The 23,136-nt window shown below is 67.1% G+C and carries 14 protein-coding genes; 6 read left to right on the forward strand and 8 right to left on the reverse strand.

All coding sequences use genetic code 11. From position 1 onward, the window contains the following. The first annotated feature begins 520 nt into the window (after positions 1-520). On the forward strand, positions 521-1,549 hold the full coding sequence (locus CXG43_RS00540; protein WP_101098254.1) for a LacI family DNA-binding transcriptional regulator: 1,029 nt from the start codon (positions 521-523) through the stop codon (positions 1,547-1,549). 96 nt (positions 1,550-1,645) lie between these two features. On the opposite strand, the gene CXG43_RS00545 is transcribed toward CXG43_RS00540, so the two are convergent. The 4 genes from CXG43_RS00545 to CXG43_RS00560 form a co-directional block, all read right to left on the reverse strand. Further along, positions 1,646-2,026, reverse strand: coding sequence for an SseB family protein (locus tag CXG43_RS00545; protein WP_101098255.1), 381 nt, complete (start codon positions 2,024-2,026; stop codon positions 1,646-1,648). 220 nt (positions 2,027-2,246) lie between these two features. Beyond that, on the reverse strand, positions 2,247-3,965 hold the full coding sequence (locus tag CXG43_RS00550) for an alpha-amylase family glycosyl hydrolase (RefSeq protein WP_101098256.1): 1,719 nt from the start codon (positions 3,963-3,965) through the stop codon (positions 2,247-2,249). After that, entirely contained in the window at positions 3,965-5,464 is a 1,500-nt protein-coding gene (locus CXG43_RS00555; protein ID WP_101098257.1) for an MFS transporter, read from the reverse strand. The genes CXG43_RS00550 and CXG43_RS00555 overlap by 1 nt, the downstream gene beginning before the upstream one ends. After that, positions 5,461-7,665: a Six-hairpin glycosidase-like protein gene (locus tag CXG43_RS00560; protein WP_101098258.1), complete on the reverse strand. Its 2,205-nt coding sequence runs from the start codon at positions 7,663-7,665 to the stop codon at positions 5,461-5,463. Before CXG43_RS00560 ends, CXG43_RS00555 begins: the two co-directional genes overlap by 4 nt. Positions 7,666-7,983: 318 nt before the next feature. Here CXG43_RS00560 and CXG43_RS00565 point away from each other — a divergent pair, with 318 nt between their 5' ends. Continuing rightward, positions 7,984-9,978 carry a glycoside hydrolase family 97 protein gene (locus tag CXG43_RS00565; RefSeq protein ID WP_232767504.1) on the forward strand — a complete coding sequence of 665 codons (1,995 nt, stop codon included), beginning with the start codon at positions 7,984-7,986 and terminating at the stop codon, positions 9,976-9,978. Between the two features lie 190 nt (positions 9,979-10,168). Beyond that, positions 10,169-12,934 carry a TonB-dependent receptor gene (locus CXG43_RS00570; RefSeq protein WP_101098260.1) on the forward strand — a complete coding sequence of 922 codons (2,766 nt, stop codon included), beginning with the start codon at positions 10,169-10,171 and terminating at the stop codon, positions 12,932-12,934. A 374-nt stretch (positions 12,935-13,308) separates the two neighbouring features. Here the strand turns inward: CXG43_RS00570 and CXG43_RS00575 are convergent, their stop codons facing one another. Beyond that, on the reverse strand, positions 13,309-14,925 hold the full coding sequence (locus CXG43_RS00575) for an alpha-glucosidase family protein (protein ID WP_101098261.1): 1,617 nt from the start codon (positions 14,923-14,925) through the stop codon (positions 13,309-13,311). Between the two features lie 227 nt (positions 14,926-15,152). Here CXG43_RS00575 and CXG43_RS00580 point away from each other — a divergent pair, with 227 nt between their 5' ends. Further along, positions 15,153-16,151, forward strand: coding sequence for a polyprenyl synthetase family protein (locus tag CXG43_RS00580; protein ID WP_042612709.1), 999 nt, complete (start codon positions 15,153-15,155; stop codon positions 16,149-16,151). Between the two features lie 84 nt (positions 16,152-16,235). On the opposite strand, the gene murD is transcribed toward CXG43_RS00580, so the two are convergent. From murD to CXG43_RS00595, 3 genes are all read right to left on the reverse strand, one after another. Further along, positions 16,236-17,642 carry a UDP-N-acetylmuramoyl-L-alanine--D-glutamate ligase gene (gene murD / locus CXG43_RS00585; RefSeq protein ID WP_101098262.1) on the reverse strand — a complete coding sequence of 469 codons (1,407 nt, stop codon included), beginning with the start codon at positions 17,640-17,642 and terminating at the stop codon, positions 16,236-16,238. Beyond that, positions 17,623-18,975, reverse strand: a complete 1,353-nt coding sequence (gene murL, locus CXG43_RS00590) for a UDP-N-acetyl-alpha-D-muramoyl-L-alanyl-L-glutamate epimerase (RefSeq protein ID WP_101098263.1) — start codon at positions 18,973-18,975, stop codon at positions 17,623-17,625. The genes murD and murL overlap by 20 nt, the downstream gene beginning before the upstream one ends. A 98-nt stretch (positions 18,976-19,073) precedes the next feature. Then, positions 19,074-21,668: a bifunctional aspartate kinase/diaminopimelate decarboxylase gene (locus CXG43_RS00595; protein ID WP_101098264.1), complete on the reverse strand. Its 2,595-nt coding sequence runs from the start codon at positions 21,666-21,668 to the stop codon at positions 19,074-19,076. A gap of 75 nt (positions 21,669-21,743) precedes the next feature. Here CXG43_RS00595 and CXG43_RS00600 point away from each other — a divergent pair, with 75 nt between their 5' ends. Both CXG43_RS00600 and CXG43_RS00605 read left to right on the forward strand, forming a co-directional pair. Continuing rightward, positions 21,744-22,616 carry a PhzF family phenazine biosynthesis protein gene (locus CXG43_RS00600; RefSeq protein ID WP_101098265.1) on the forward strand — a complete coding sequence of 291 codons (873 nt, stop codon included), beginning with the start codon at positions 21,744-21,746 and terminating at the stop codon, positions 22,614-22,616. 29 nt (positions 22,617-22,645) lie between these two features. After that, positions 22,646-23,136, forward strand: a 491-nt coding sequence (locus CXG43_RS00605; RefSeq protein ID WP_157825276.1) for a PhzF family phenazine biosynthesis isomerase, incomplete at its 3' end; no start/stop codon positions are given.

Below are 23,136 nucleotides of genomic sequence, written 5' to 3' on the forward strand. Positions count from 1 at the left end.
GTCAGATGTGGAGAAGAGACGGTCCGGGGGCCGACGGGGATGTTGGCCTGCGGGGGGATCCCGCCGAGCGTGGCTCGGCGCTACCGGTTTATGAGGGCGGCAGGATCATGGGGACGGCAGGGGCGCGCGGGCGGCTGGGGTCGGTAGCGCCGAGCCGTGCTCGGCGGCGCACCTGCAGATTGCAGCTTTGCCGATAGCCGCTCGGGGCCGTCCTGCGCAGGATGACGGGGCTGGTCCAGCGAGGCCCGCGGGGATCACAGTCCCCACTTGAGCAACACCCCCGCGCTTTGCCCATGCTTGGCGTCCGGGCAGAGAATGCATCCTCCCGTCGGTTCCATGGCGGGCGGTGCGCGGGGATCTTCGGATCCGCCGGATCATTGGGGGTTATGCTCAGCCGCTACTGTGACCCGCACCGTCCGCCACCTCGTGCCCCGGCGCAGGTGGCCTTCCGGCGTGGCGTAAACCAGCGACCTGCGACAGCCCGTGGCATCATGAAGGCCGTCACCCCAGCGCCGCGTTCATGACCATCAAAGGCAAAGCCACGTCCCTGGACATCGCCCACCTGGCCGGGGTTTCCCAGCCCACGGTGTCGCGTGCCCTGCGTGGCAGCCCCATGGTCAATGCCGAGACCCGCCAGCGCATCATCGCCATCGCCCGCGAGCTGAACTACAAGGTCGACAAGAACGCCTCCAGCCTGCGCCTGCGCAATGCCGGCACGCTGGCGCTGCTGTTCTTCGAAGACCCCACCACGGACGATTCGCTGATCAATCCGTTCTTCCACGCCATGCTGGGCTCGATCACCCGCGCCTGTGCCCTGCACGGCCGCGACCTGCTGGTGTCGTTCCAGCAGCTGTCCACCGATTGGCATACCGATTACGAAGACAGCAACAAGGCCGACGGCATCATCCTGTTGGGCTATGGCGACTACCACGAATCGCTGACCCGCCTGCAGCGACTGGTCGAGCAAGGCACCCACTTCGTGCGCTGGGGCGCCGCCCTGCCCGGCCAGCCCGGCGTATCAATCGGCAGCGACAACTACCAGGGCGGCTTCGACATCACCGCGCACCTGCTGGACCAGGGCTGCACCCGCATCGCCTTCCTCGGCCATGCCTCCAGCCATTATCCGGAGTTCCAGGAGCGTTATCGCGGGTACGTGGCGGCGTTGGAAGCACGCGGCCTGGCGGCCGATCCGCAGCTGCAGGTCGACGCCATCACCACCGAGGAATACGGGCAGACCGCCTGCGAGCTGCTGCTGACACGCGGCGTGCCATTCGATGCCATCTGCGCGGCCAGTGACCTGATCGCCATCGGTGCCCTGCGCGCCCTGCGCGAACGCGGCCTGCGCGTGCCGCAGGATGTGCGCGTCACCGGGTTTGATGATATTCCGCTGGCCGCTTCGGTATCGCCGCCGCTGACCACCGTGGCGCAGGACACCAAGCAGGCCGGCCAGCTGTTGGTGGAGAAACTGCTGGCGCTGGTGGCCGGCGAAACCGCCGAAGGGATGAGCATTCCGGTGAAACTGGTGCTGCGGGAGTCATCGCAGCGCTAGCGATCGTTCACTGGTATCGAGCAAGCTCGATACTACCCAAGCTCCAGACGCGCCCGTGCACTCGTAGTGTCGAGCTTGCTCGACACCCACCATGCGTCAAGCGAAGTCTTTCAGGATCTCGCCCACGCCAGCCGGCGAAATCTCGAAGCCCAGCGTGGTGCCGGGGTTGATCACCACGCCGTAGCCGCCCGGTACGCGGCGCAGCACGTCCAGCATCAGCCAGCGGATCTGGTGCGGGGCCTGTTCGGAATGGAAGCCGACGCGCGCCGGATCGGTGAACACGGCGACGTGCAGCACGCCTTGCTTGTCGAACAGCAGCGGATCGAAGCCGCTGCCGTCGGGAGTGACCAGGCTGCCGGTGAGCAGCAGCACCTCGGAGGCAACGAAAGCCTGCATGAAGGCTTTGATCGGCAGTTGGCCGGCCATGGCGGTCTGCAGCAGGGTCTCGATCGGGGTCTGGGGCGGGAGGTCGGTCATGGCGGGTGGAGCGCGGCGGGCAGAAGCGCAATTGTACCTGCGGTAGTGAGGGCCGCTGGCGGGCTGTGGTGGGTGACGACCGTTGGTCGTCACGCTCTTTATTCAAGGACAACAGCGTGACGACCAACGGTCGTCACCCACCGGGGCAGGAGCAGATGCATGACGGCCAGCGGCCGTCACTACCGAAGCGTAGGCACCCACAGACGCCGGTGCGGGGTGGTCAGGGGGCGGCGAGTCTGCGGGTGCGGGCGTGCTGGTCGGACATGGCGCGGTCGAGTTCGGCGCGCAGGGCGTCCTGCTGCACTGGGGCATCCAGTACGAACACCCTGATGCCGTGCGCGGGGACGTCGGCCTGAAGGGCGCCGGAGACCTTCACGCTGCCGCCGTCCAGGGCGTCGCGCCAAGTACCGGGCTGCACATAACGCTGCACTTCGATGCGCGTTGCTGCATCGCCCTTGTTCAACAGCACCAGCGCGGTCTGGCTGACCCCGCCATGCTGCAGCACGCGGAAGAACACCGCTTCGTTACCTTGCAGGCGCTCGTTGACCTGCAGGCCGCGCTGCAGCGCCGGGGTGGCTTTCCGCAGTTTCGCCACGCGCTGCAGCGGGGCGAAGATCGGGCTCCGTGGAGCTGCGTCCACACGCTGCTGGCCGAAGTACGCACGGTTGCCGGCGTGCTCGGCGCGGCCGCGCATGAAGCCGGTTTCCGATCCGTAGTACAGCACCGGGATGCCGCGCGCGGTGAACAGCCAGTTGTTCGCATCGATGAAGCCGGCATCGCTGGCATCCAGCCGCGGCATGTCATGGTTGTCGTAGAAACTCATCAGCTCATACGGGTTGGCATACGGCCCACCCAGCAGGTGCAGCGGCTCGGCCAGCGTCTCGAAACCCTTCTGCTTCAGGCCGAAGGTTTCTTCCATTGCCCCGCGCGAGGGGAAATCCAGCACGCTGACATTGGCGTTCGCCGGCCAGGTGTGCTCGGCGATCTTCGCCGCGTCGTAGTCGAACGCTTCGCCGAACATGAACATGCCCGGATGCTCGGCACGCACGCGGCGCACGAACGCGTTCCACCACGGGTGCGGCAGCCAGCCGATGGTATCGATCCGCAGCGCGTCCACGCCCTGCGCGGTCCACTGCAGGTAGGCACCGACCAGGTAATCCATCACCGCCGGGTTGTGTTCGTTGAAGTCGCCGAGCTCGGCCAGGTTGCCTTCGAAAATCGAGCCCGTGGACGAATCCACCGGGCCGATGCTGTTATAGAAGGCGTGCAGCGGGTTGTGCTTTGGATCCAGCTGCTGCGGCGCCAGGTTCTCGTGGTCGGCGATCAGCCTGCCGTCCTTGTCGAAGATCTGCCCGAATTGCGGCTGGCGCACCGGCATGGTCCACGAAGGCGAGCCGTGGTTGCCGACGATATCCAGCACTACTTTCAGCTTGGCTGCATGCAGGCCCTTGGTGAAGTCGGCGAACTGCAGGCCGGCGCTGGGCAGGTGTTCGTCCACCTTGTAGAAATTGGTGCCCCAGTACCCGTGGTAACCGGTCTTGCCGCGGTCGGTGAGGGTGCTGGTGCAGCTGATTTCCTTGCTGCCGGTAAACGCCTGGTCCGGGTTGTCGATGATGGGGGTGATCCACACCGCACCGAAGCCGAGGTTGCGGATGTAGTCCGCGTTGTCCAGCACGCCCTTGAAGTCACCGCCGAGGTAGCCGATGTTGCCGTCCACCTTGTCCGGGCACGGCACCGGGATGTCGAACGTGCGGTGCTTTCCGCCCTGATCTCGGTGATCGTTGGACGGGTCGCCGTTGACGAAGCGGTCGGTGACCACGAAGTACACCGCGTCACTGGCGAATGGTTCGGTGGTGCCCACGTACTCCGGGCGCGGGGCGGCGAGCGCCTGGCCAGTGAACAGGGCGAAACCTACAGCAACAGACAGACGCACACGCATCACACCACCTCCGGACGGGACGGAACACGCAGCACGCACACGCCGGCCACGAGCAGGCTGCAGCCGCCCAGCACCAGCACCTGCATCGGCTGGCCACCCAGCCATGCGCGCAGGGCAAAGCCAAGCGCGCTGGCGGCCACCAGCTGCGGGATCACGATGAAGAAATTGAAGATGCCCATGTACACCCCCATCTTCGCCGCCGGCACGCTGTCCGACAGCAGGGCGTAAGGCAGGGACAGGATGGAGGCCCAGGCAAAGCCCACGCCCACCATCGACAGCAGCAGCCAGTGCGGATCGTCGATGAACATCATCGACACCAGCCCCGCCCCGCCCAGCCACAGGTTGACCAGGTGGCTCCAGCGCAGCCCGATGGCGCGCACCATCAGCGGGATCAGCAATGCGGCCAGCGCGGCGAAGCCGTTGTACGCACCGAACAGCACGCCGACCCAGTTGGCGCCTTCGTTGTAGGCGGCCGATTGCGGATCGGTGGAACCAAAGTGGGTCCCGGCCACCGCGGCGGTGGTGTAGATCCACATCGCGAACAGCGCGAACCAGGAGAAGAACTGCACCCACGCCAGCCGTCGCATGGTGCCCGGCATGTTGCGCAGGTCATCGACGATGGTGGCCAGCATGTGCGTGCCGGGCAGCACGCGCGCCACGCCCAGCAGGATGCCGTAGGCCGCGCACAGGCCGGCCAGCACGTACAGCATCTTGTCCCCGTCCTGCCAGGCGATCAGTGCCGCCAGGGCGATGCCCACCAGCAGCCACAGCACGATCTGCGCCCACGGTGGAACGCCGCGCGCGGCCACCGCGTGGACATGTGGCGGCTCCGCATCGGCGAAGCCGGCCAGCTCGGCCGGTGAGTATTCGCGCGTGCTGAGCACGGTCCAGGTGATCGCCGCCAGCAGCACCACCGCGCCGAAGTAGAACGCATAGCGCACGGTGTCCGGCACTTCGCCCGGCGCTGCGGTATTGGCCACGCCGAAGTGGGCCAGGATGAAGGGCAGGAAGCTGGCCACGATGGCACCCACGCCGATGAAGAAGCTCTGCATGGCAAAGCCGGTCGGCCGCTGGCGCGGCGCCAGCTGGTCACCGACGAAGGCACGGAACGGCTCCATCGATACGTTGATGGACGCATCCAGCACCCACAGCGTGCCCGCCGCGATCCACAACGTGGGCGAGTTCGGCATCACCAGCAGGGCCAGCGTGGTCAGTACCGCGCCGATCATGAAGAACGGGCGGCGGCGGCCCCAGCGCGTCCAGGTGCGGTCGGACAGATAGCCGACGATGGGCTGCACCAGCAGGCCGGTCAGCGGCGCGGCGATCCACAACCCGGGCACCGCGTCCATCGACGCGCCGAGCGTTTCGAAGATGCGGCTGGCGTTGGCGTTCTGCAGCGCGAAGCCGAACTGGATGCCGAGGAAACCGAAGCACATGTTCCAGATCTGCCAGAACGACAGCTGCGGTTTGTCGGGCCGGGCGACGGCAGGACGGCTCATGGGCGATCCCCTGCAAGCGGGGCGATCGGTGCCAGCAGCAGCGCCTTGACGTCCGCCTCGTTGAGCAGGCCCGCGCGGCCGCCCTTGCCGCCGGTGTAGTGCGAAAAGTGCTGCAGCGCGCTCATGTTGAAGCCGTCCTGCAGCTGGAACGTGCAGCTGCCCGCAGGCAGGTCGAACTCGGCGGCAGTGGATTCCTGCACCGCCACGCTGTGCGGCATCACCATCGTATGCGACTGCGCGGGCTGTGCAGCGCAGCTGGCGACGAGCTGCTTCACCGCCGCCGTGACCCCGGTATTGATGGGTCCGTTGGGGTTGTTGAACTGCAGGCGCACGCGCACGCGACCGGCCGCGGGTTGCGTCCACGACCAGCGCTGCGCGCCAGGCAGGCGCTGCTGCGGGCCGATGCAGGTGGTTAGGCTGTGCAGCGATTCCAGTGCCTCATCGCGGCGGGTCAGGCTGAGGCAGTGCTGCAGGCCGTCGTCGGCCATACGGACCGCTCCGTCATGCACGTCGACCGCGGCGCCATCACGCCACAGCACATGCCGGGCTGGCACCGCGATGGTCCAGCCATTGCGCTCTTTTGTTGCGACCGGTGCCGAGGGTGTTGCCGGTGCGTAGGCGGAGGCAGGCGGGTGAGCTGATACGCTGCTGGCCGGGGTGTGACCCCTTTCCGGCACCAACTGCACGATCGTGGTGTCACCGTCGCGCTGCACCTTTCCGGCCACCAGCAGCTCACCCTGCAGCACGTCAGGCTTCAGCAGGACATAGCGCCGGCCGTCCATCTGCAGGCTGATGCGATCACGCGTACCGAACAGCTGCGGCACCAGCGCGACCGGCAGTTTCGGCTGCACCCGGCCATCGGCTTCCACGCCGAACACGCCCTGCAGCACCATGTCCAAATAGCCGGCGACCGACCACAGCTGGCGCTCGGAGTTCACCACCGGGCCACTCAGCGCGCCTTCGTCGACATGGATCTTCTGCGTCAGCAGCTCGTAGTTTTCCATGTTGGAACCGGCCAGCGCCGCACCGCGCATCAGCGACTGGACTTCGCCGGTGATGCGCGGCGCATCGTCCAGCAGGCGCGCGGCGCGCAGCGAATACGCACTGACGAAAGGCCAGATTGCGCGGTTGTGGTAGACCGGCTGGTTGCCTTCCTGCGGCCACACCACCGGGCTGCCTGCCGCACTCGCCGGATACGCAGCCAGCGCGCGGCGTGCGCGCTCGGTCGGCAACACGCCGGCCAGCACACCCAGCGAGGTCGCCAGCAGATCGTACTTGGCGTAGGGCACCGGGTGCGCGGCTTCGCCGATGTAGCTCATGTACTGGCCGGCATCTTCGCGCCAGAAGCGCGCATCGATCCGCGGGCCCAGCGCATCGGCCCACGCCTTGTACTGCGCCGCGCGCGTGGCATCGCCGCGTTGACCCGCCAACTGCTCGCCAAGCCGCAGGGCCTGATAGTGCAGCACATTGGTGGACAGCGCGAAGGACTCGCCGATGAAGCGCACGTCCTCGCCGGTCCAGTCTGGATAGGTCTGCTCACGCCAATCCAGGAACGAGGTTTCGCCCCGGTACAGGCCGGTCGCCGCGTCGAACACCATCGCCCGGTCCTCGGCCAGCGTGCCCTGCAGCGCCTGCCAGACCTGCTCGGCGAAGGCGGTGTCATCCAACAGGTGGCGCGCGGCCAGGAACCACACGATGCGATCACTGCTGATCGGCCAGCTGCCGCCGGAGCCGGTGTCCTGCGCCACGAACAGGCCGGAGGTATGGCCATCGCGCGCTTCGGACAACTTGAACTGCAGCGACTGCCGGGTGCGCTGCGGATCCAGCCGCGCCAGCGCCAGGTCAGCGGCGAAGCTGACATCGCGCGTCCAGACATACGGCCAGTTGGCGCCGGTCTTGAAGCATTCGCACGGCACCGGGCGGCCCTCGTCGAAGGAGGGATCGCGGATCGCCTCCACGCGGTCCTGGTCCAGTTCCTGCTGCGCAAGCGCGAACAGGGCATCGAACATCGCGCTGGCGGTATCGCTGCGCATCGCCTGCGCAGCAATGCGCACCTGGCGATCCGGCGTGTGCAGCACGAAGCCGCCACCGGCCACGGATTCGGCGCGCGCCGTGCGGCCAGCGAATTCCAGGTCGGCGGCATGCGCGGCCGAACCCAGCGTCGTCGCGATGGCGACGGTCAGGCAGATCATCTTCAGCATCGAAGCGGACGACCGGCTTGCGCCCGTCACCCTCCCTCCCTCTTTGCATGTTGTAGGTCCCTGCCTGCCAAGCGGCCGGCGGGGGCGCAACGCCTCCCTCAAGGCATCGTGCGGACATGGTAGACGGCAGGCGCCGGGGGCGGTCTGCCTGCATACGTATTCATGGCCTGTCGGGTCAGGCGGCCGTACCGGCTGGGCTATGGTCGGCGCAGTTCCTGCATCACCCTGGGAGGGGAAATGTCGCTGTTTTCGTTGTTGCTGCGTGGGCGCAGCAGGCCGTGGCTGGGCCTGGCCCTGCTGTTCGCCAGCCCGGTCCTGATGGCTGCCACCACTCCTTCGGCCAGCGTCGAATCGCCGGGGAAGATCCTGAAAGTGACGCTGCAGGTGGACGGCGGGACGGCCCGCTACCAGGTGCAGCGACTCGGCGATGCGGTAGTGGACGCATCCAAGCTGGGCTTCGAACTGCGTGATGGCCGGCTGGACCGCGACTTTGAAATCACCGGCAGCAGCACCCGCGCCTTCGATGAAACCTGGGAGCAGCCGTGGGGCGAGCGTCGACTGACCCGCAACCACTACAACGAACTGACCGTGTCCCTGCGCCAGACCACCGGCGGAAAGCGCCGGCTGGACGTGGTGTTCCGGGTGTTCGATGACGGCGTGGGCTTTCGCTACGTGTTTCCGCAGCAGCCGGGACTGGCCGAGGCGATCATCGATGAGGAGCTGACCGAGTTCGCCATCGCCCAGCCGTCCACGGCCTGGTGGATCCCGGCCGGCGAGCCGATCCACTATGAATACCTCTATGCGCGCACGCCGCTGCAGGAAGTGCCGCTGGCGCATACGCCGATCACCCTGCGCAGCGACGCCGGACTGCACGTGGCCATCCACGAAGCCGCGCTGGTGGACTATGCCGCCATGTGGCTGCGCCGCACCGAAGGCCAGCGCCTGCGCGCGCAGTTGTCGCCGTCCGCCGATGGCTGGAAGGTGCGCCGTGCCCTGCCCTTCAGCACGCCGTGGCGCACGCTGCAGATCGCCGACCGCGCGGGTGGACTGGTCGAATCGGACCTGATCCTCAACCTCAACGAACCCAATGCGCTGGGCGATGTCAGCTGGGTCAAGCCATCGAAGTATCTCGGGGTGTGGTGGTCGATGCACCTGGACGAGGAAAGCTGGGCCACCGGCCGGCGCCACGCCGCCACCACCGCGAAGACGAAGAAAGTGATTGATTTCGCCGCCGCAAACGGCTTCCGTGGCGTGCTGGTGGAAGGCTGGAATCCCGGCTGGGACGGCAACTGGGTGGGCAACGGGTATGACTTCGACTTCACCCGCGCGACGCCGGACTTCGATATCGAGGCGCTGTCCGCCTACGGTGCGAAGAAGGGCGTGCACCTGGTGGGTCACCATGAAACCGGCTGCGCCATCGACCATTACGAGGACCAGCTGGGCGCGGCGCTCGATCTGTATGCGCGCCTGGGCGTGGATTCGTTCAAGACCGGCTACGTCTGCGATGACGGCCAGGTGGACCGACGCAACCCGGCCGGTGGCCCGCTGCTGCGCGAATGGCATGACGGCCAGTTCATGGCCCGCCACCACCTGAAGGTGGTACAGGAAGCGGCCGCACGCAGGCTCGCGGTCAACCCACACGAACCGATCAAGGACACCGGCCTGCGCCGCACCTATCCAAACTGGATATCGCGCGAAGGCGCACGTGGCATGGAGTACAACGCGTGGGGCCAGCCGCCCAATCCGCCCGAGCACGAGGTCAACCTGGTGTTCACCCGGATGCTGTCCGGGCCGATGGATTACACCCCCGGCGTGCTGTCATTGAAGGGCCGCCATGGGCAGGCGATTCCCAGCACGTTGGCCCGCCAGCTGGCGCTGTATGTGGTGCTGTACAGCCCGATCCAGATGGCCGCCGACCTGCCCGGGCATTATCAGCAGCACCTGGACGCGTTCCAGTTCATCAAGGACGTGGCGGTGGACTGGGAACAGACCCGCGTGCTGGACGGCGAGGTCGGCGACTTCGTCACCATCGTCCGCCGCGATCGCAACAGCAGCGACTGGTTCCTGGGCAGCATCACCGACGAACACGGCCGCGTGCTGCCGATATCACTGGGCTTCCTGGAACCGGGCGTGCGCTACCGCGCGGAGATCTACCGCGACGGCGACGGCGCGGATTTCCGCAGCAACCCGTTCGCGTTCGTGCGCGAAACGCGCGAAGTGACCAGCGCCGACCAGCTGACCCTGGTGCTGGGGCCCGGCGGCGGCCAGGCGATCCGCTTCAAAAAGGGGACGGAGGGAATTAATTCAAATTAATTCCCTCCGTCCCCTTTTTGTAATCGCTTACACCGCACGTCGTTGCATTGAATACGTATGCAGGCTGATTCCAGCGCGCGGCGCGCTGCATACCATAGCGTCGCAGTCAGCGGCCACCGTGCCGCGACCCGTATCGGCAGTGCCGGCGCGGACCACAACTAGATTCGGCAACATTGCCTGGGAGGGGAAAATGTCGAACCACAAGCGCAACGCGCTGCCATTGGCGCTGGCCGTCGCACTGTCACCGGTACTCGCATTCGCGCAGTCCACCACGTCCACCACCGCCACCGGCCAGACCGGTTCTGCGGCGACCAACCTGGATGCGGTGCAGGTCACCGGCATCCGCCGCGGCATCGAGAACGCCATCGCGGTGAAGCAGGACGCCACCTCGGTGGTGGAAGTCATTTCCGCCGAAGACATCGGCAAGCTGCCCGATGTCAGCATCGCTGAATCACTTGCGCGCCTGCCCGGCCTGGCCGCCCAGCGCGTGGCCGGCCGCGCCCAGGTGATCAGCGTGCGTGGCCTGTCGCCGGACTTCGCCACCACCCTGCTCAATGGCCGCGAAGTGGTCAGCACCGGTGACAACCGAAGCGTCGAGTTCGACCAGTACCCGTCCGAACTGGTCAACGGCGTAACCGTGTACAAGACCCCCGATGCGGCGCTGGTCGGCCAGGGTCTGTCGGGCACCATCGACATGCAGACCGCCCGTCCGCTGAGCTTCCCGGACCGCGTGATCGCGGTCAGCGGGCGCTACCAGAAGAGCTCGCTGGGCGAAGCCGCTGGCGTGGACGAGTTCGGCAACCGCTTCAGCGCCAGCTACATCGACCAGTTCCTGGACAAGACGCTGGGCATTGCCATCGGTTACGCGCACAGCGACAACCCGATCCAGGAAAACCAGGTCGGTCTGTACGAGCCGTGGACCACCGAACACACCGACAACGGCAACCGGCCGGGGCTGGCCCCGGGCGTTGCCTTCAGCGATGGCATCAAGGCGCTGCGCCGTACCGGCAACAACAAGCGCGACGGCGTGATGGCCACCGTGCAGTTCCGGCCGTCCAACAGCTGGACCAGCACGCTGGATGCCTTCCACACCGAAGCCGAACAGATCGACACCGCCAACCAGTTCGAGGTCAACCTCAGCAACTTCAACGGTGGCTACACGCCGGGCCTGCTGATCAGCAATCCGCAGGTGAATGCCGATGGCACCTTCGCCGGCGGCACCGCCAGCGGTGTCTACCCGCTGGTGCGTGGCATGTACAACAAGCGCGAAGACAAGATCGATGCGTTCGGCTGGAACAACGAGTTCACCTTCGGCAACGGCGTCAAGCTGGTGGCCGACGTGAACTACTCCAAGGCCACCCGCGATGAGCTGAACCTGGAAAACAACCTGCAGCTGACCCCGATGCCGCAGCTGGATACCATTGGTCTGGTGGTCAACCCTAACGGTTTCTCGCAGATCACCCCGGGGCTGGACTACTCCAATCCCGATGCGCTGTTCCTGACCAACACCATCTACGGCTCCGGCTACGGCAAGGTGCCCACGGTGGAAGACCGCCTGAAGGGCGCGCGCGTGGCACTCACCCTGCCGGCGCCGGAAGGCCTTTCCCCGGTGTTCGCCGACTTCGACATCGGCGTCAACTACGCCGACCGCCAGAAGGACAAGACCCAGGCCGAGGGCAACATCCTGCTCGGTGCACAGGGCGATGCGAATATTGCCGCGGACCTGCAGCGTGACCGGGTCAACCTGGGCTTCGCCGGCATCGGCTACATCCCGGCCTGGAACGTGCCGGCCGCGGTCGAGCGCTACATGGAGTTCAACCCGGTCACCGATCTCGACTACCTGATTCCCAAGTCGTGGACGGTGCAGGAAAAGATCACCACCGCCTGGCTGCGCGCCAACATCAACACCGATATCGGCGTGGTCGGCGTACGCGGCAACATCGGCGTGCAGATGCAGCACGCCGACCAGAGTTCGCAGTCCAACTACTTCGATCGCTCGCGTCCGGCCGGCCAGAACGTGCTGCCGATCGACGCCGGCAAGACCTACAACGACTGGCTGCCGAGCTTGAACCTGGCCTTCATGTTCCCGCACCAGCAGACCCTGCGCTTCGCCGCGGCCAAGCAGGTGGCGCGCCCGCGCGTGGACCAGATGCGTGCCGGCCTGGAGTTCGGCGTGGACACCGCCACCGGCCGCCCCGGCGGCAGTGGCGGCAACCCGCTGCTGGATCCATGGCGTGCCACCGCGCTCGACCTGTCCTACGAAAAGTACTTCGGTGAACGCGCCTACGTGGCGGCTGCGGTGTTCTACAAGGACCTGAAGAGCTACGTGTACACCCAGTCGGTGGACGACTACGACTTCTCCGATCTGCTGGCCAGCTACGTGCCGCCGCCGGGCATGGTGGCACCGGTGCTGCAGACCGGTACGTTCTCTTCGCCGCAGAACGGCAAGGGCGGTACCCTGCGCGGCCTTGAACTGACCGCTTCGCTGCCGCTGGACATGTTCACCGATGCCCTGCGTGGCTTCGGCGTGCAGGCCAGCGCGACCTTCAACGACAGCGACATCGAGATCCTGGATCCGGAAAGCGCCTCCAGCGTGGGCAGCGATCCGATCGCCCTGCCCGGCCTGTCCGACCGCGTGTACAACTTCACCGCCTACTTCGAACGCAATGGGTTTGAAGCACGCGTGAGCCAGCGCCGTCGTTCGGACTTCATCGGTGAAATCGGCAACTTCAACGGCAACCGCACGCTGCGTTACGTGGTGGGCGAGAACGTAACCGACGCGCAGGTGAGCTACACCTTCAGCGACAGCAGCGCGATGGCCGGCCTGACCCTGCTGCTGCAGGGCACCAACCTGACCAACGAACCGTACCGCACCTATGCGGGCACCACCGATCGCCCGCTGGAGTACGTAGAATGGGGCCGCACCTACATGCTGGGCGTGAACTACAAGTTCTGACCCCGCCTCTGCGGGACTGAGCAGAATGGCGCCCTCATGGGCGCCATTTTTTTCGGCGTGTGGCAAGCACCCGTCGTGCCCGGTTCACCGGCCCGCTCAGCCAGGGCAGCCAGGGCAGCCAGCTACCAGCCTGCCATCCTTGTTACAGACGTGGCGGTCGTGTCGCAGGCTGCACCGGGCAGCGCACACATCACCGTGACTGTCGCGGGATGGTGTTCATGTCGGTTCCGTTCTGGGGCGGGAGCCTGCAATCTGCCTTGCCGGTCTGACGCTGTCGTCCAGCACAGTTCGCTTCACGCCTTGGAACCCGACCAAAAAAAGGGGCGCGACTCCTCGGCCGCACCCCTTCAACTACCACCAACGGAGAAAAACGATCAGTCGATGCGACGTGCGCAGTACACCGTGTGCGCAGGAAGCACCATGTCCACGCCATCGATCGCGCCCGCATCCGGACCCGGCACCTCCACTGCCCGCCACGCCCCTGCGGGTAGCGGGTGGCGTACCGGTTGGGAGGACAGATTGAAGGCCAGCAGCAGCCGTTCTTCGCCCAGCGTGCGTTCGAACAGCAGCACCGGCTCGGCACTGTCCAGGAACTGGATGGCACCGTGCATCAGCACCGGCTGCGTGCGTCGCCAGGCCAGGAAGCGACGGAAAGCAGACAGCACCGAATCCGGCTGGGCTTCCTGCACGGCGACCGCGCGCGACTGATGGTCGGCCGGGATCGGCAACCATGGCGTGCCTGTGGTGAAACCAGCCAACGGCGCATCGCGCCACGGCAATGGGGTCCGGCAGCCGTCGCGGCCCTTGAAGTTCGGCCAGAAGGTGATGCCGTAGGGGTCCTGCAGCGCCTCGAACGGGACATCGGCCTCGCCCAGGCCGAGCTCCTCGCCCTGGTACACGCAGATGGAACCGCGCAGCGAACAGAGCATCGCCACCAGCATCCGGGCCAGGCGCGGATCGGCCGGATGCCCGCCCCAGCGGGTCACCGCGCGCTCCACGTCATGGTTGGAGATGGCCCAGCACGGCCAGCCCTCGGTCATCGCGGTTTCCAGGCGCGATACCGTATCGCGGATATAGGCCGCGCTGTAATCATCCACCAGCAGCTCGAAGCTGTATCCCATGTGCAGGCGCTTGGCGGTGGTGTATTCGGCGGTGGTGGCCAGTGAATCCTCCGAGGAGATTTCGCCCAGGCTGACCGCATCCGGATACTGGTCCAGCAACGCGCGCAGTTCTTCCAGGAACGGCAGGTTCTCCGGCTGGGTATTGTTGAAGTAGTGGTACTGGTAGGCGTACGGATTGTCCGGACTGAAACCCCGTCCGACGCGCTTGTCCGCCGGCTTCGGCGGATTGTCACGCAGCTGCCGGTCATGGAAGCAGAAATTGATCGCGTCCAGGCGGAATCCATCCACCCCGCGATCCAGCCAGAACCGCACGTTGTCCAGCGTGGCCTTCTGCACCGCCGGATTATGGAAATTCAGGTCCGGCTGGTCGGCCAGGAAGTTGTGCAGGAAGTATTGCTCGCGCCGCGGCTCCCACTGCCACGCCACGCCACCGAACAGCGACATCCAGTTGTTGGGCGCGGTGCCGTCCTCGCGCGGGTCGGCCCAGACATACCAGTCCGCCTTCGGATTGGTGCGGTCCTGGCGGCTCTCGCGGAACCAGTCGTGTTCGATCGAAGTATGGCTCAGCACCTGGTCGATCATCACCTTCAGGCCCAGCGCATGCGCCTTGGCCAGCAGCCGGTCGAAATCGTCGAGGTTGCCGAACAGCGGATCCACGTCGCGGTAATCGGCGATGTCATAGCCGAAGTCGGCCATCGGCGATCTGAAGAACGGCGAGATCCAGATTGCGTCCACGCCGAGCGCGGCGATGTAGTCCAGGCGGTCGATGATGCCGGGCAGGTCGCCGACTCCATCGCCATTGGCATCGAGGAAACTGCGCGGGTAGATCTGGTAGATGACGGCGCCGCGCCACCATGGCGTATTGGACATCAGGCCCCCCTCCGGGCTCTGTTGGCCCCTGCGGAAACACGGGCCGGAATGCAGCGATGGAAGCTTAGCCTCGGGCCCTGTGGCGTGGTGCTGCCTGCATACGTATTCACGGCAACCGGTGCCTTCACCGGTCCATCCGGCGGCCACCAGCGCCGTGTCCGGGCCGCCATGCGCCCGAATTCACGGCCAGCGCCTATAATTGGCGGCGAGCCTTGAAGCCAGACCGCATGACCATCATCGAAGACACCCGTGCCGCCCTGGGCCTGCCCCAGATCCAGACGCTTGCCGCCGACGACATGGCCGCCGTCGATGCCCTGATCCGGCGCCGGCTTGCTTCGGACGTGGTGCTGATCAACCAGATCGCCGACCACATCATTTCCGCCGGCGGCAAGCGCCTGCGCCCGATGCTGGTGATGCTGGCCGGCCGCGCGGTCGGCGGCGCCGGTCCGGAACACCACCAGCTGGCGGCGATCATCGAGTTCATCCACACCTCCACGCTGCTGCACGATGACGTGGTTGACGAATCCAGCCTGCGCCGTGGTCGCAGCACCGCCAACGCGCTGTGGGGCAACGCGCCCAGCGTGCTGGTGGGTGATTTCCTGTATTCGCGCAGCTTCCAGCTGATGGTGGAACTGGACCGCATGCCGGTCATGCGGATCCTGGCCGACACCACCAACCGCATCGCCGAAGGTGAAGTGCTGCAGCTGCTGCACGTACATAACCCCGATACCGACGAGGCCGCCTACCTGCGCGTGATCGAGCGCAAGACCGCGGTGCTGTTCGCCGCCGGCACCCGCCTGGGCGCGCTGGCCAGCGGGGTGGACGAGGCCACCCAGCAGGCGCTGTACGACTATGGCATGGCGCTGGGCTACGCGTTCCAGATTGCCGATGATGTGCTGGATTACTCGGCCAACGCCGAAGAACTGGGCAAGAACCTCGGCGATGACCTGGCCGAAGGCAAGGCCACCCTGCCGCTCATCCACGCCATGGCCCATTCGGACGAAGCGACCCGCCAGCGCCTGCGCAGCATCGTGCAGGACGGTGATGCCAGCGCGATGCCCGAGGTGCTGGCCGCGATCCACGCCACCGGCGGGCTGGCCTACAGCCGCAACCGCGCCGAGGAATACGCCGCAGCCGCCGAGCGGGCACTGGACGGCCTGGCCGACAACGATGCGGTAGCCGCCCTGCGCGGCCTGGCCCGCTACGCCGTCAGCCGCAGCCACTAACGTTCAAAAAAGGGGACGGAGGGGATTAAGTCGCAATTGGCCACAAGGCGGCCAATTGCGACTTAATCCCCTCCGTCCCCTTTTTTACAGGCCGATGCCGGGAATGGCGCTGATCAGGTCCGGGTCGAAACCGGCGAGCTCGGCGAAGTGACGGCCACGGGCGACGTAATCGCGGTACACGCCATAGCTGGGTGCGCCGGGTGACAGCAGCACCACCCCGCTCGCATCGCCGAGTGCAGCGCGTGCCAGCGTCATCGCCTCGGCAAGGTCTGCGGCGGCGTGCAGGCCGAAGCGGCCGGCATCGGCCAGCGGCTGCAGCAACGCGTTGATGCGCGGCCCGTTGGCGCCCATGGTGATGATCTCCAGCGGCGGTTGGTCGTGTGCCATGTGCTGGACGAAGTCACTCCAGTCCAACCCGCGATCGTGCCCGCCCACCAGCAGCGCGATGCGTTGCCCGGCAAAACAGTCCAGCGCGGCCAGGCTGGCGTGCGGGGTGGTGCTGATCGAATCGTTGACGTAGACCACGCCCTCGCGCGCACCGATGCGCTGCAGCCGGTTGGGCAACGGCCGGAACGACTGCACCGCCGGCGCCAGCGCCACCGCGTCCAGCCCCAGCGCCTCGATCGCCGCCAGCACCGCGCACAGGTTGCCGCGGTTGTGCCGCCCCGGCAGCGGCGTATCGCTGCTGTCGAACACCGGCTGTCCGCCGCGGTGCACGATATCGCCGCGCATGTGCCAGCCGCTCGGCTGGTTGAACCAGATCACCTCGCTGTCCGGCAGGGACAGTGCAGCAAGATGCGGATCAGCCGCGTTGAGCACCGCGATGCGCGGCGCGCCTTCGGTGACCAGCGCCAGCTTGTCCTGGAGGTAACGCTGTTCGCTGCCATGCCAGTCCAGATGCTCCGGGAACAGGTTCAGCACCACCGCGACCTGCGGGTGCGCCCCGCTGCGGGCGACCTCGCGAGTCTGGTAACTGGACAGTTCCACTGCCCAGTAATCCGGTGCCGGCTGCGGATCCAGCACCTCCAGCAGCGGCAGCCCGATGTTGCCCACCAGCCCGGTGCGATGCCCCGCAGCGCGCAACAGGTGCGCCAGCAGCGAAGTTGTCGTGCTCTTGCCCTTGGTGCCGGTGACGCAGATCGCGTTGCCCACCGTGCCATCGTCCGCCGCATGTTCGGCGAACCACAGCGCGGTGCCGCCGATGAACTGCGTGCCCTGCGCCAGTGCGGCCTGTGCCACCGGCAGGTACGGGCTGATGCCGGGCGATTTGATCACCACCTCGAAGCCGGCCAGCAGCGCCGCGCTGGGCTCCCCTCGGACATCCAGCGTTCCGCCGACCTCTGCCCGCGCCGCATCCACTTCGGCGGCCGGGCAGAACAGGGTCAGCGGCAGCGCCGGCAATCGCGCGCGCAGTACGGCATGCGCCGCACGTCCCTCACGGCCCCAGCCCCACAAGGCGACCCGCCGTCCCTCAAGCTGCGAAATCTTCACGCACCCGCTCCCACAACGCGGCCGGGATGCGATGCTCGCCCTGCAGCTCCAGCATCGGCTCCAGCGCCAGCTCGGCCAGATCCAGCTGCGGCAGGATCTCGTTGCAGAAGCGCTTCACCAGCGCGTCTTCCTTCCAGTCCGGACGGCTGGCCAGGGTGGCCATTGCCGCGCGCGACTCCTTGCCCTCGCCCACGCATTCAAACGGCTTGTGGTCCTGGAATTCCAGCAGGGCATCGAAGCCACCGGCCTGGTCCAGGTCATCCAGCAGGTTGCGTCCAAAGATGCGCACCAGCCGCGCCTTGGACATGAATGGTGCGAGCGCCAGGAACACGAAGTGGCACTTCGGGCATACGCCACACCAGCGGTTGACCGGGCGCTCGCCAAGGATGTGGAAGTTGCGGTTGCAGCTGGAGAAATGCGCGTCGTAGAAATCGGTCTTGGCGAACTGCCGCGCCACGGCCAGCTCGGACATCGGCCGCAGCAGCGAGTAATACTGCAGGTCGGCGGCGACGTAGCGCTGCACGTGGCGGCCAAAGGCCTGTTCAAAGGCCCAGCCCTTGGACCACTGATGGTTGACCTCGCCGGTGCCGGGGATCTGGCTGCCGTAGCTGGCCGAACGTTCATTGGAAAACACCACCTGGTCCACGCCCTGCAGCAACGCGGCCAGCACCATGATGGCCGAGTTCACCGCGGTCACCGGGATGTGCCCGTTCCAGGCACCCTGGCGGTTGAGCTCGAACAGTTCCGGTGCCAGCGCGCGGCCGAGGTTGAGGGTCGGCAGGCCGGTACGCTCGGCGCAGGCGCGGATCAACTGCGAGCCGCCGATCCAGGTGACCGTCTCGTCCACGCCGGCACGGCGCAGCGCTTCGATGCTGACCAGCGAATCCTTGCCGCCGCCGATAGCCACCAGCGCATGGGACTGCAGGCCCAGCGTCGGCGCCGGCGAGACCTCGCCGGCCACCGGCAGGCGGAAGCGCCCGCGCAGGTTCAGGCCGTTGCGGTAGGCGAACTCGCCGAGTCCGTGCAGGTAGATGCTTTCCACCAGCGCTGCGGTTTCCGCGTCGATCGCGTAGCCCTCGATGGCCACCGTGTCCGGCACGCCCGCCTTGTAGTAACTCACGCCGGCGATCAGGTGCAGCAGCTGCAGCGCGCGTTGCACGGCCGCGGCGCGTTCCGGCGACAGATTGAACGGGGCGCCTGGCACGGTGATGGTTTCCACCATCTCCGGGCCGTGGTCGAAGGCGTAGACCAGGCGCGCCACGCCGGTGTCGGCTGCGAAATCGCAGCGCACGAAGCGGAAGCAGGCAACCTGGTGTTTATCGAAAGCAGTCATGGGGTATCCGGATCAGGCACGTTTGCGTGCAGGCACGCAGGCGGTGTTGGCAGGCGGGTGATGCACGGCGCTGTGCGCCAGCGCGGAGAAAGCGGTCCTCATTCCAGGATGTCCTCGCGCGGCATCGCACGCTGGTTGTAGGTACTGGCCATCACGTAGCCGTAGGCACCGGCGTCGGCCACCACCATCACATCATCCGGTGCGGTGGTCGCCGGCAGCTTGCGGCGCTTGCCGAACACATCGCTGGACTCGCAGATCGGCCCGACCACGTCGAACGCGGCTTCGGCGTAGCCGCCCTGCCGGCTCAGGTTTTCGATGTCATGCCAGGCGTCGTACAGCGCCGGACGGATCAGCGTGTTCATGCCGGCATCCAGGCCGACGCGGCGCACGCCTTCCTTCTCCACCACCTGGGTGCAGCGGGTCAGCAGCACGCCCGATTCGGCCACAAGATAACGGCCCGGTTCGATCGCCAGGCGGAAGGCTGGATGCACCGCCTTGACCTCGGCCAGGCCTTCGGCCCAGGCCTCCAGGTCGAACGGCTCGTCTTCCTCGCTGTACGGAATCGGCATGCCGCCGCCGATGTCGATGGTCTGCACGGTGCCGATGCGGCGGGCGAAACCGGCCAGTTCATCGCACATCAGGCGCCAGTGCTGCGCCGTTTCCACGCCGCTGCCCAGGTGAGCGTGCAGGCCGACGATGGTGGTGCCCAGCTCGGTGGCCACGCGCACGAACTCATCCACGCGTGCCATCGGCAGGCCGAACTTGGATTCCTTGCCGCCAGTGCGCACCTTGGCGTGGTGGCCTTCGCCACGACCCAGGTCCAAGCGCAGCCACAGTTCACGGTTGCGGAACAGGTCCGGCCAGCGCTGCAGGGCTTCCACGTTGTCCACGGTGACGGTAACGCCGAGCGCGAACGCCGCTTCGAATTCCTCGCGCGGGCAGAAGCTGGGGGTGAACAGCACGCGCCGGGGCGACAGTCCGGGCAGCACGTTGAACACGTGCTTCAGCTCACCGTGGGATACGCACTCCAGGCCGAAGCCCTCCGCTTCCAGCGTTTCCAGGATGGCAGGATGGCTGTTGGCCTTGATCGCGTAATAACGCTGGTCGATCGGGGTGATCGCGGCCAGTGCGCGGGCACGGGCGCGCACCGTGGGCAGATGGTAGACATAGCGCGGTGTGCCGGCTTCGGCCAACTGCAGCAGGTGCGCACGCTGGCCCCGCCACCACGGCGTGCCGCGCGGGCGCACGGTGCCGGCGATCTCGCGCCAGCGCGGACCGAACACCGCGGTTTCTTCCACCGGCATCGCACCGCTGTCGATCAGCTCGGCGTGCAGGATCGGCAGCAGCCCGTCAGCGTCGGCCTCATCGATGACGAAGGTCAGGTTGAGGTCGTTGGACGACTGCGAAATCATGTGCACGCGCTCGCGGCCGAACGTCGCCCACACATCAGACAGCTTGTGCAGCAGCGAGCGCATGCCGCGGCCGACCAGGGTGATCGCCGCGCAGGGCACGATGATCTTGACCTTGCAGATCTGCGACAGGTCGGCCGACAGCGCTGACAACACATCGGTGTTGACCAGGTTCTCGGACGGATCCAGCGACACGGTCACGTTGGTTTCGGCCGAACCGATCAGGTCCACCGAGAGCCCATGCTTCTTGAACAGGCCGAACACATCGGCCAGGAAGCCGACCTGCTGCCACATGCCGATGCCTTCCATCGACACCAGCACGATGCCGTTGCGGCGGCTGATCGCCTTCACCCCCGGCACCGGCGCGGCGCTGCCGTCGATGCTGGTACCCGGCAGTTCGGGGCGCTCGGTATCCAGGATGGCCATCGGCACGCCGGCATCGCGGCACGGCTTGATCGAGCGCGGATGCAGCACCTTGGCGCCGGTGGTGGCGATTTCCTGCGCTTCGTAGTAGTCCAGCCGGGTCAGCAGGCGGGCATCGGGCACATCCTTCGGATTGGCGCTGAACATGCCGGGGACGTCGGTCCAGATCTCCACGCGGCTGGCGCCGAGCAGCGCGCCGAAGTACGCCGCCGAGGTATCCGAACCGCCCCGGCCGAGGATCGCGGTGCCGCCGTCGGCGTGGCGCGCGATGAAGCCCTGGGTGATCAGCAGGCGGGTCGGCTGCGCACGGAAGCGCTGCGCCCACGCGTCATCGGATTTCCACTGGCAGTTCACCGAAAGACGCTGCGACCACGGGCTCTGGTTGGGCAGCGGCGGCAGCGCATCCAGCCACTGCCGCGCATCCATCCAGCCCATGTCCAGGCCGTTCTGGTGCAGGTAGGCGGCACCGATGCTGGACGACAGCAGTTCGCCCTGGCCCAGCACTTCGGCCTGCCAGTCCAGCGTGCGTGCAGCGCAGCGCGCATCGTCGAGCAGCGCCTGCAGCGCCGCCAGGCGCTCGGCCAGCACCGCGCGCGGCAGCTCCAGTTCGTCCAGGAAGGCCTGGTGGCGTTCGACCAGCGCGGCCACGCGCTCACGGCTGTCGGCCGCGCCATCGGCGATGGCGGTCAGTTCGTTGGTGACCCCGGACAGCGCCGAGACCACCACCAGCACGCGCGAGCCGGTCTCTTCCGCACGTTTTTTCGCCAGTTTCCCGATCGTGTCCCAGCGATGGCGACGCGACACCGAAGTGCCGCCGAACTTGAGGACGATCCAGCGATCGACAGGGGAAGAAACTGGCATGTAAGTATTCTGGTTATGGTGGGGAGGCCGCCCGCAAGGAGCGGAACCCCCGATTCTAAGCCCAAGACGCCGCCCATGACCGCTCACCGCTACCTTCAGCTTGATGTCTTCGCCCCCCGCCCCGGCACCGGCAACCCGCTCGGGGTGGTGTTCGACGCCGACAACCTGTCCGCCGGGGCCATGCAGGCCCTGGCCGCGTGGCTGAACCTGTCCGAGACGGTGTTCTTCGTGGCCCCCACCGCGCCGGGTGCGGATTACCACATCCGCATCTTCACCCCCGCCAGCGAGCTGCCCTTCGCCGGCCATCCCAGCGTGGGTGCGGCCTGGGCGGCGGTGACCGGCGGCCTGGCGATTCCGCGCAATGGCGCGCTGCTGCAGCAGTGCGCGGCCGGCCTGCTGCCGGTGCGGGTGGAGGGGCCGCACACGGCGCCGACCATCCACCTGGCCAGCCCCACCGCCCGCCGCTACGTGGTGGACCCCGGTGAGCTGCCGGCCAGCCTGCACGCCCTGGGCGGACCGGCGCAGACCGGGGAACTGTGGGACAACGGTCCGCGCTGGTGGCTGCTGGCTGCGCGCGATGCCGCTGCCGTGCGTGGCCTGCGGCCGGACATGGGCGAGCTGCGCGACTGGACCAACGCCACCGAGGCCACGGGCGTGGCGATATACGCGCCGGAGCACGCTGACGGCCACGACCTGGTGGTGCGCGCGTTCTGTCCTGGCGATGCGGTGAACGTGCCCGAAGACCCGGTGACCGGCAGCGCCAATGCACTGATTGCCAGCGTACTGGCCCAACGCCGCCATCTGCCCGGCCGCGATGGCCGCTACATCGCCAGCCAGGGCCGCGAGGTCGGCCGCGACGGCCGCGTGCACCTGTACGTGGACGACGCCGGGGTGGCCTGGATCGGCGGGCAGGTGCAGCCGGTCATCGACGGCACGGTGCACTGGTAAGCTGCGCGACCCCGTTACGGAGCCCGCCGATGACCACCCGCCGTTTCCTGCAGCTGGACGTATTTTCGCCTTCGCCGGGTGCCGGCAATCCGCTTGCCGTGGTGCTGGATGCGCAGGGCCTGGACGACGCCAGCATGCAGGCCATCGCCCGCTGGACCCGGCTGCCGGAGACCACCTTCGTGTTCCCACCGCAGGATGCAGCGAGCAGTTATCGGCTGCGGATGTTCAGCCCGCAGAAGGAAGTCCCGTTCGCTGGCCACCCCAGCATCGGCACCGCACATGCGGTGCTGGAAGCGGCACTGGCCGTGCCTGTGGACGGGCTGCTGCTGCAGGAGGGGATTGCCGGGATGCTGCCGCTGCGCGTGGAAGGCGATGGCCTGCACCGCACGATCGCCATCCGTACGCCGCGCGCTTCGGTCGCCGAGGTCGTCGAGCCCACCGATCGGCGTCTGACCAGCGCCCTGCAGGGATGGCCACTGGGCACCCTCCTGCTACACATCTCACGCTGCCGACGCTCTTA

Source organism: Stenotrophomonas sp. Bg11-02 (assembly GCF_002836635.1).
Classification (GTDB): domain Bacteria; phylum Pseudomonadota; class Gammaproteobacteria; order Xanthomonadales; family Xanthomonadaceae; genus Stenotrophomonas; species Stenotrophomonas lacuserhaii.

Bases quoted from the DNA above. Each gene is read 5' to 3' on its own strand.
- CXG43_RS00575 (WP_101098261.1), bottom strand. From the start codon at position 14,925: ATGTCCAATACGCCATGGTGGCGCGGCGCCGTCATCTACCAGATCTAC.
- CXG43_RS00550 (WP_101098256.1), bottom strand. From the start codon at position 3,965: ATGCGTGTGCGTCTGTCTGTTGCTGTAGGTTTCGCCCTGTTCACTGGC.
- CXG43_RS00555 (WP_101098257.1), bottom strand. From the start codon at position 5,464: ATGAGCCGTCCTGCCGTCGCCCGGCCCGACAAACCGCAGCTGTCGTTC.
- CXG43_RS00595 (WP_101098264.1), bottom strand. From the start codon at position 21,668: ATGCCAGTTTCTTCCCCTGTCGATCGCTGGATCGTCCTCAAGTTCGGC.
- CXG43_RS00545 (WP_101098255.1), bottom strand. From the start codon at position 2,026: ATGACCGACCTCCCGCCCCAGACCCCGATCGAGACCCTGCTGCAGACC.
- CXG43_RS00565 (WP_232767504.1), top strand. From the start codon at position 7,984: ATGGCTGCCACCACTCCTTCGGCCAGCGTCGAATCGCCGGGGAAGATC.
- CXG43_RS00570 (WP_101098260.1), top strand. From the start codon at position 10,169: ATGTCGAACCACAAGCGCAACGCGCTGCCATTGGCGCTGGCCGTCGCA.
- murL (WP_101098263.1), bottom strand. From the start codon at position 18,975: ATGACTGCTTTCGATAAACACCAGGTTGCCTGCTTCCGCTTCGTGCGC.
- CXG43_RS00580 (WP_042612709.1), top strand. From the start codon at position 15,153: ATGACCATCATCGAAGACACCCGTGCCGCCCTGGGCCTGCCCCAGATC.
- CXG43_RS00540 (WP_101098254.1), top strand. From the start codon at position 521: ATGACCATCAAAGGCAAAGCCACGTCCCTGGACATCGCCCACCTGGCC.
- CXG43_RS00560 (WP_101098258.1), bottom strand. From the start codon at position 7,665: ATGCTGAAGATGATCTGCCTGACCGTCGCCATCGCGACGACGCTGGGT.
- CXG43_RS00600 (WP_101098265.1), top strand. From the start codon at position 21,744: ATGACCGCTCACCGCTACCTTCAGCTTGATGTCTTCGCCCCCCGCCCC.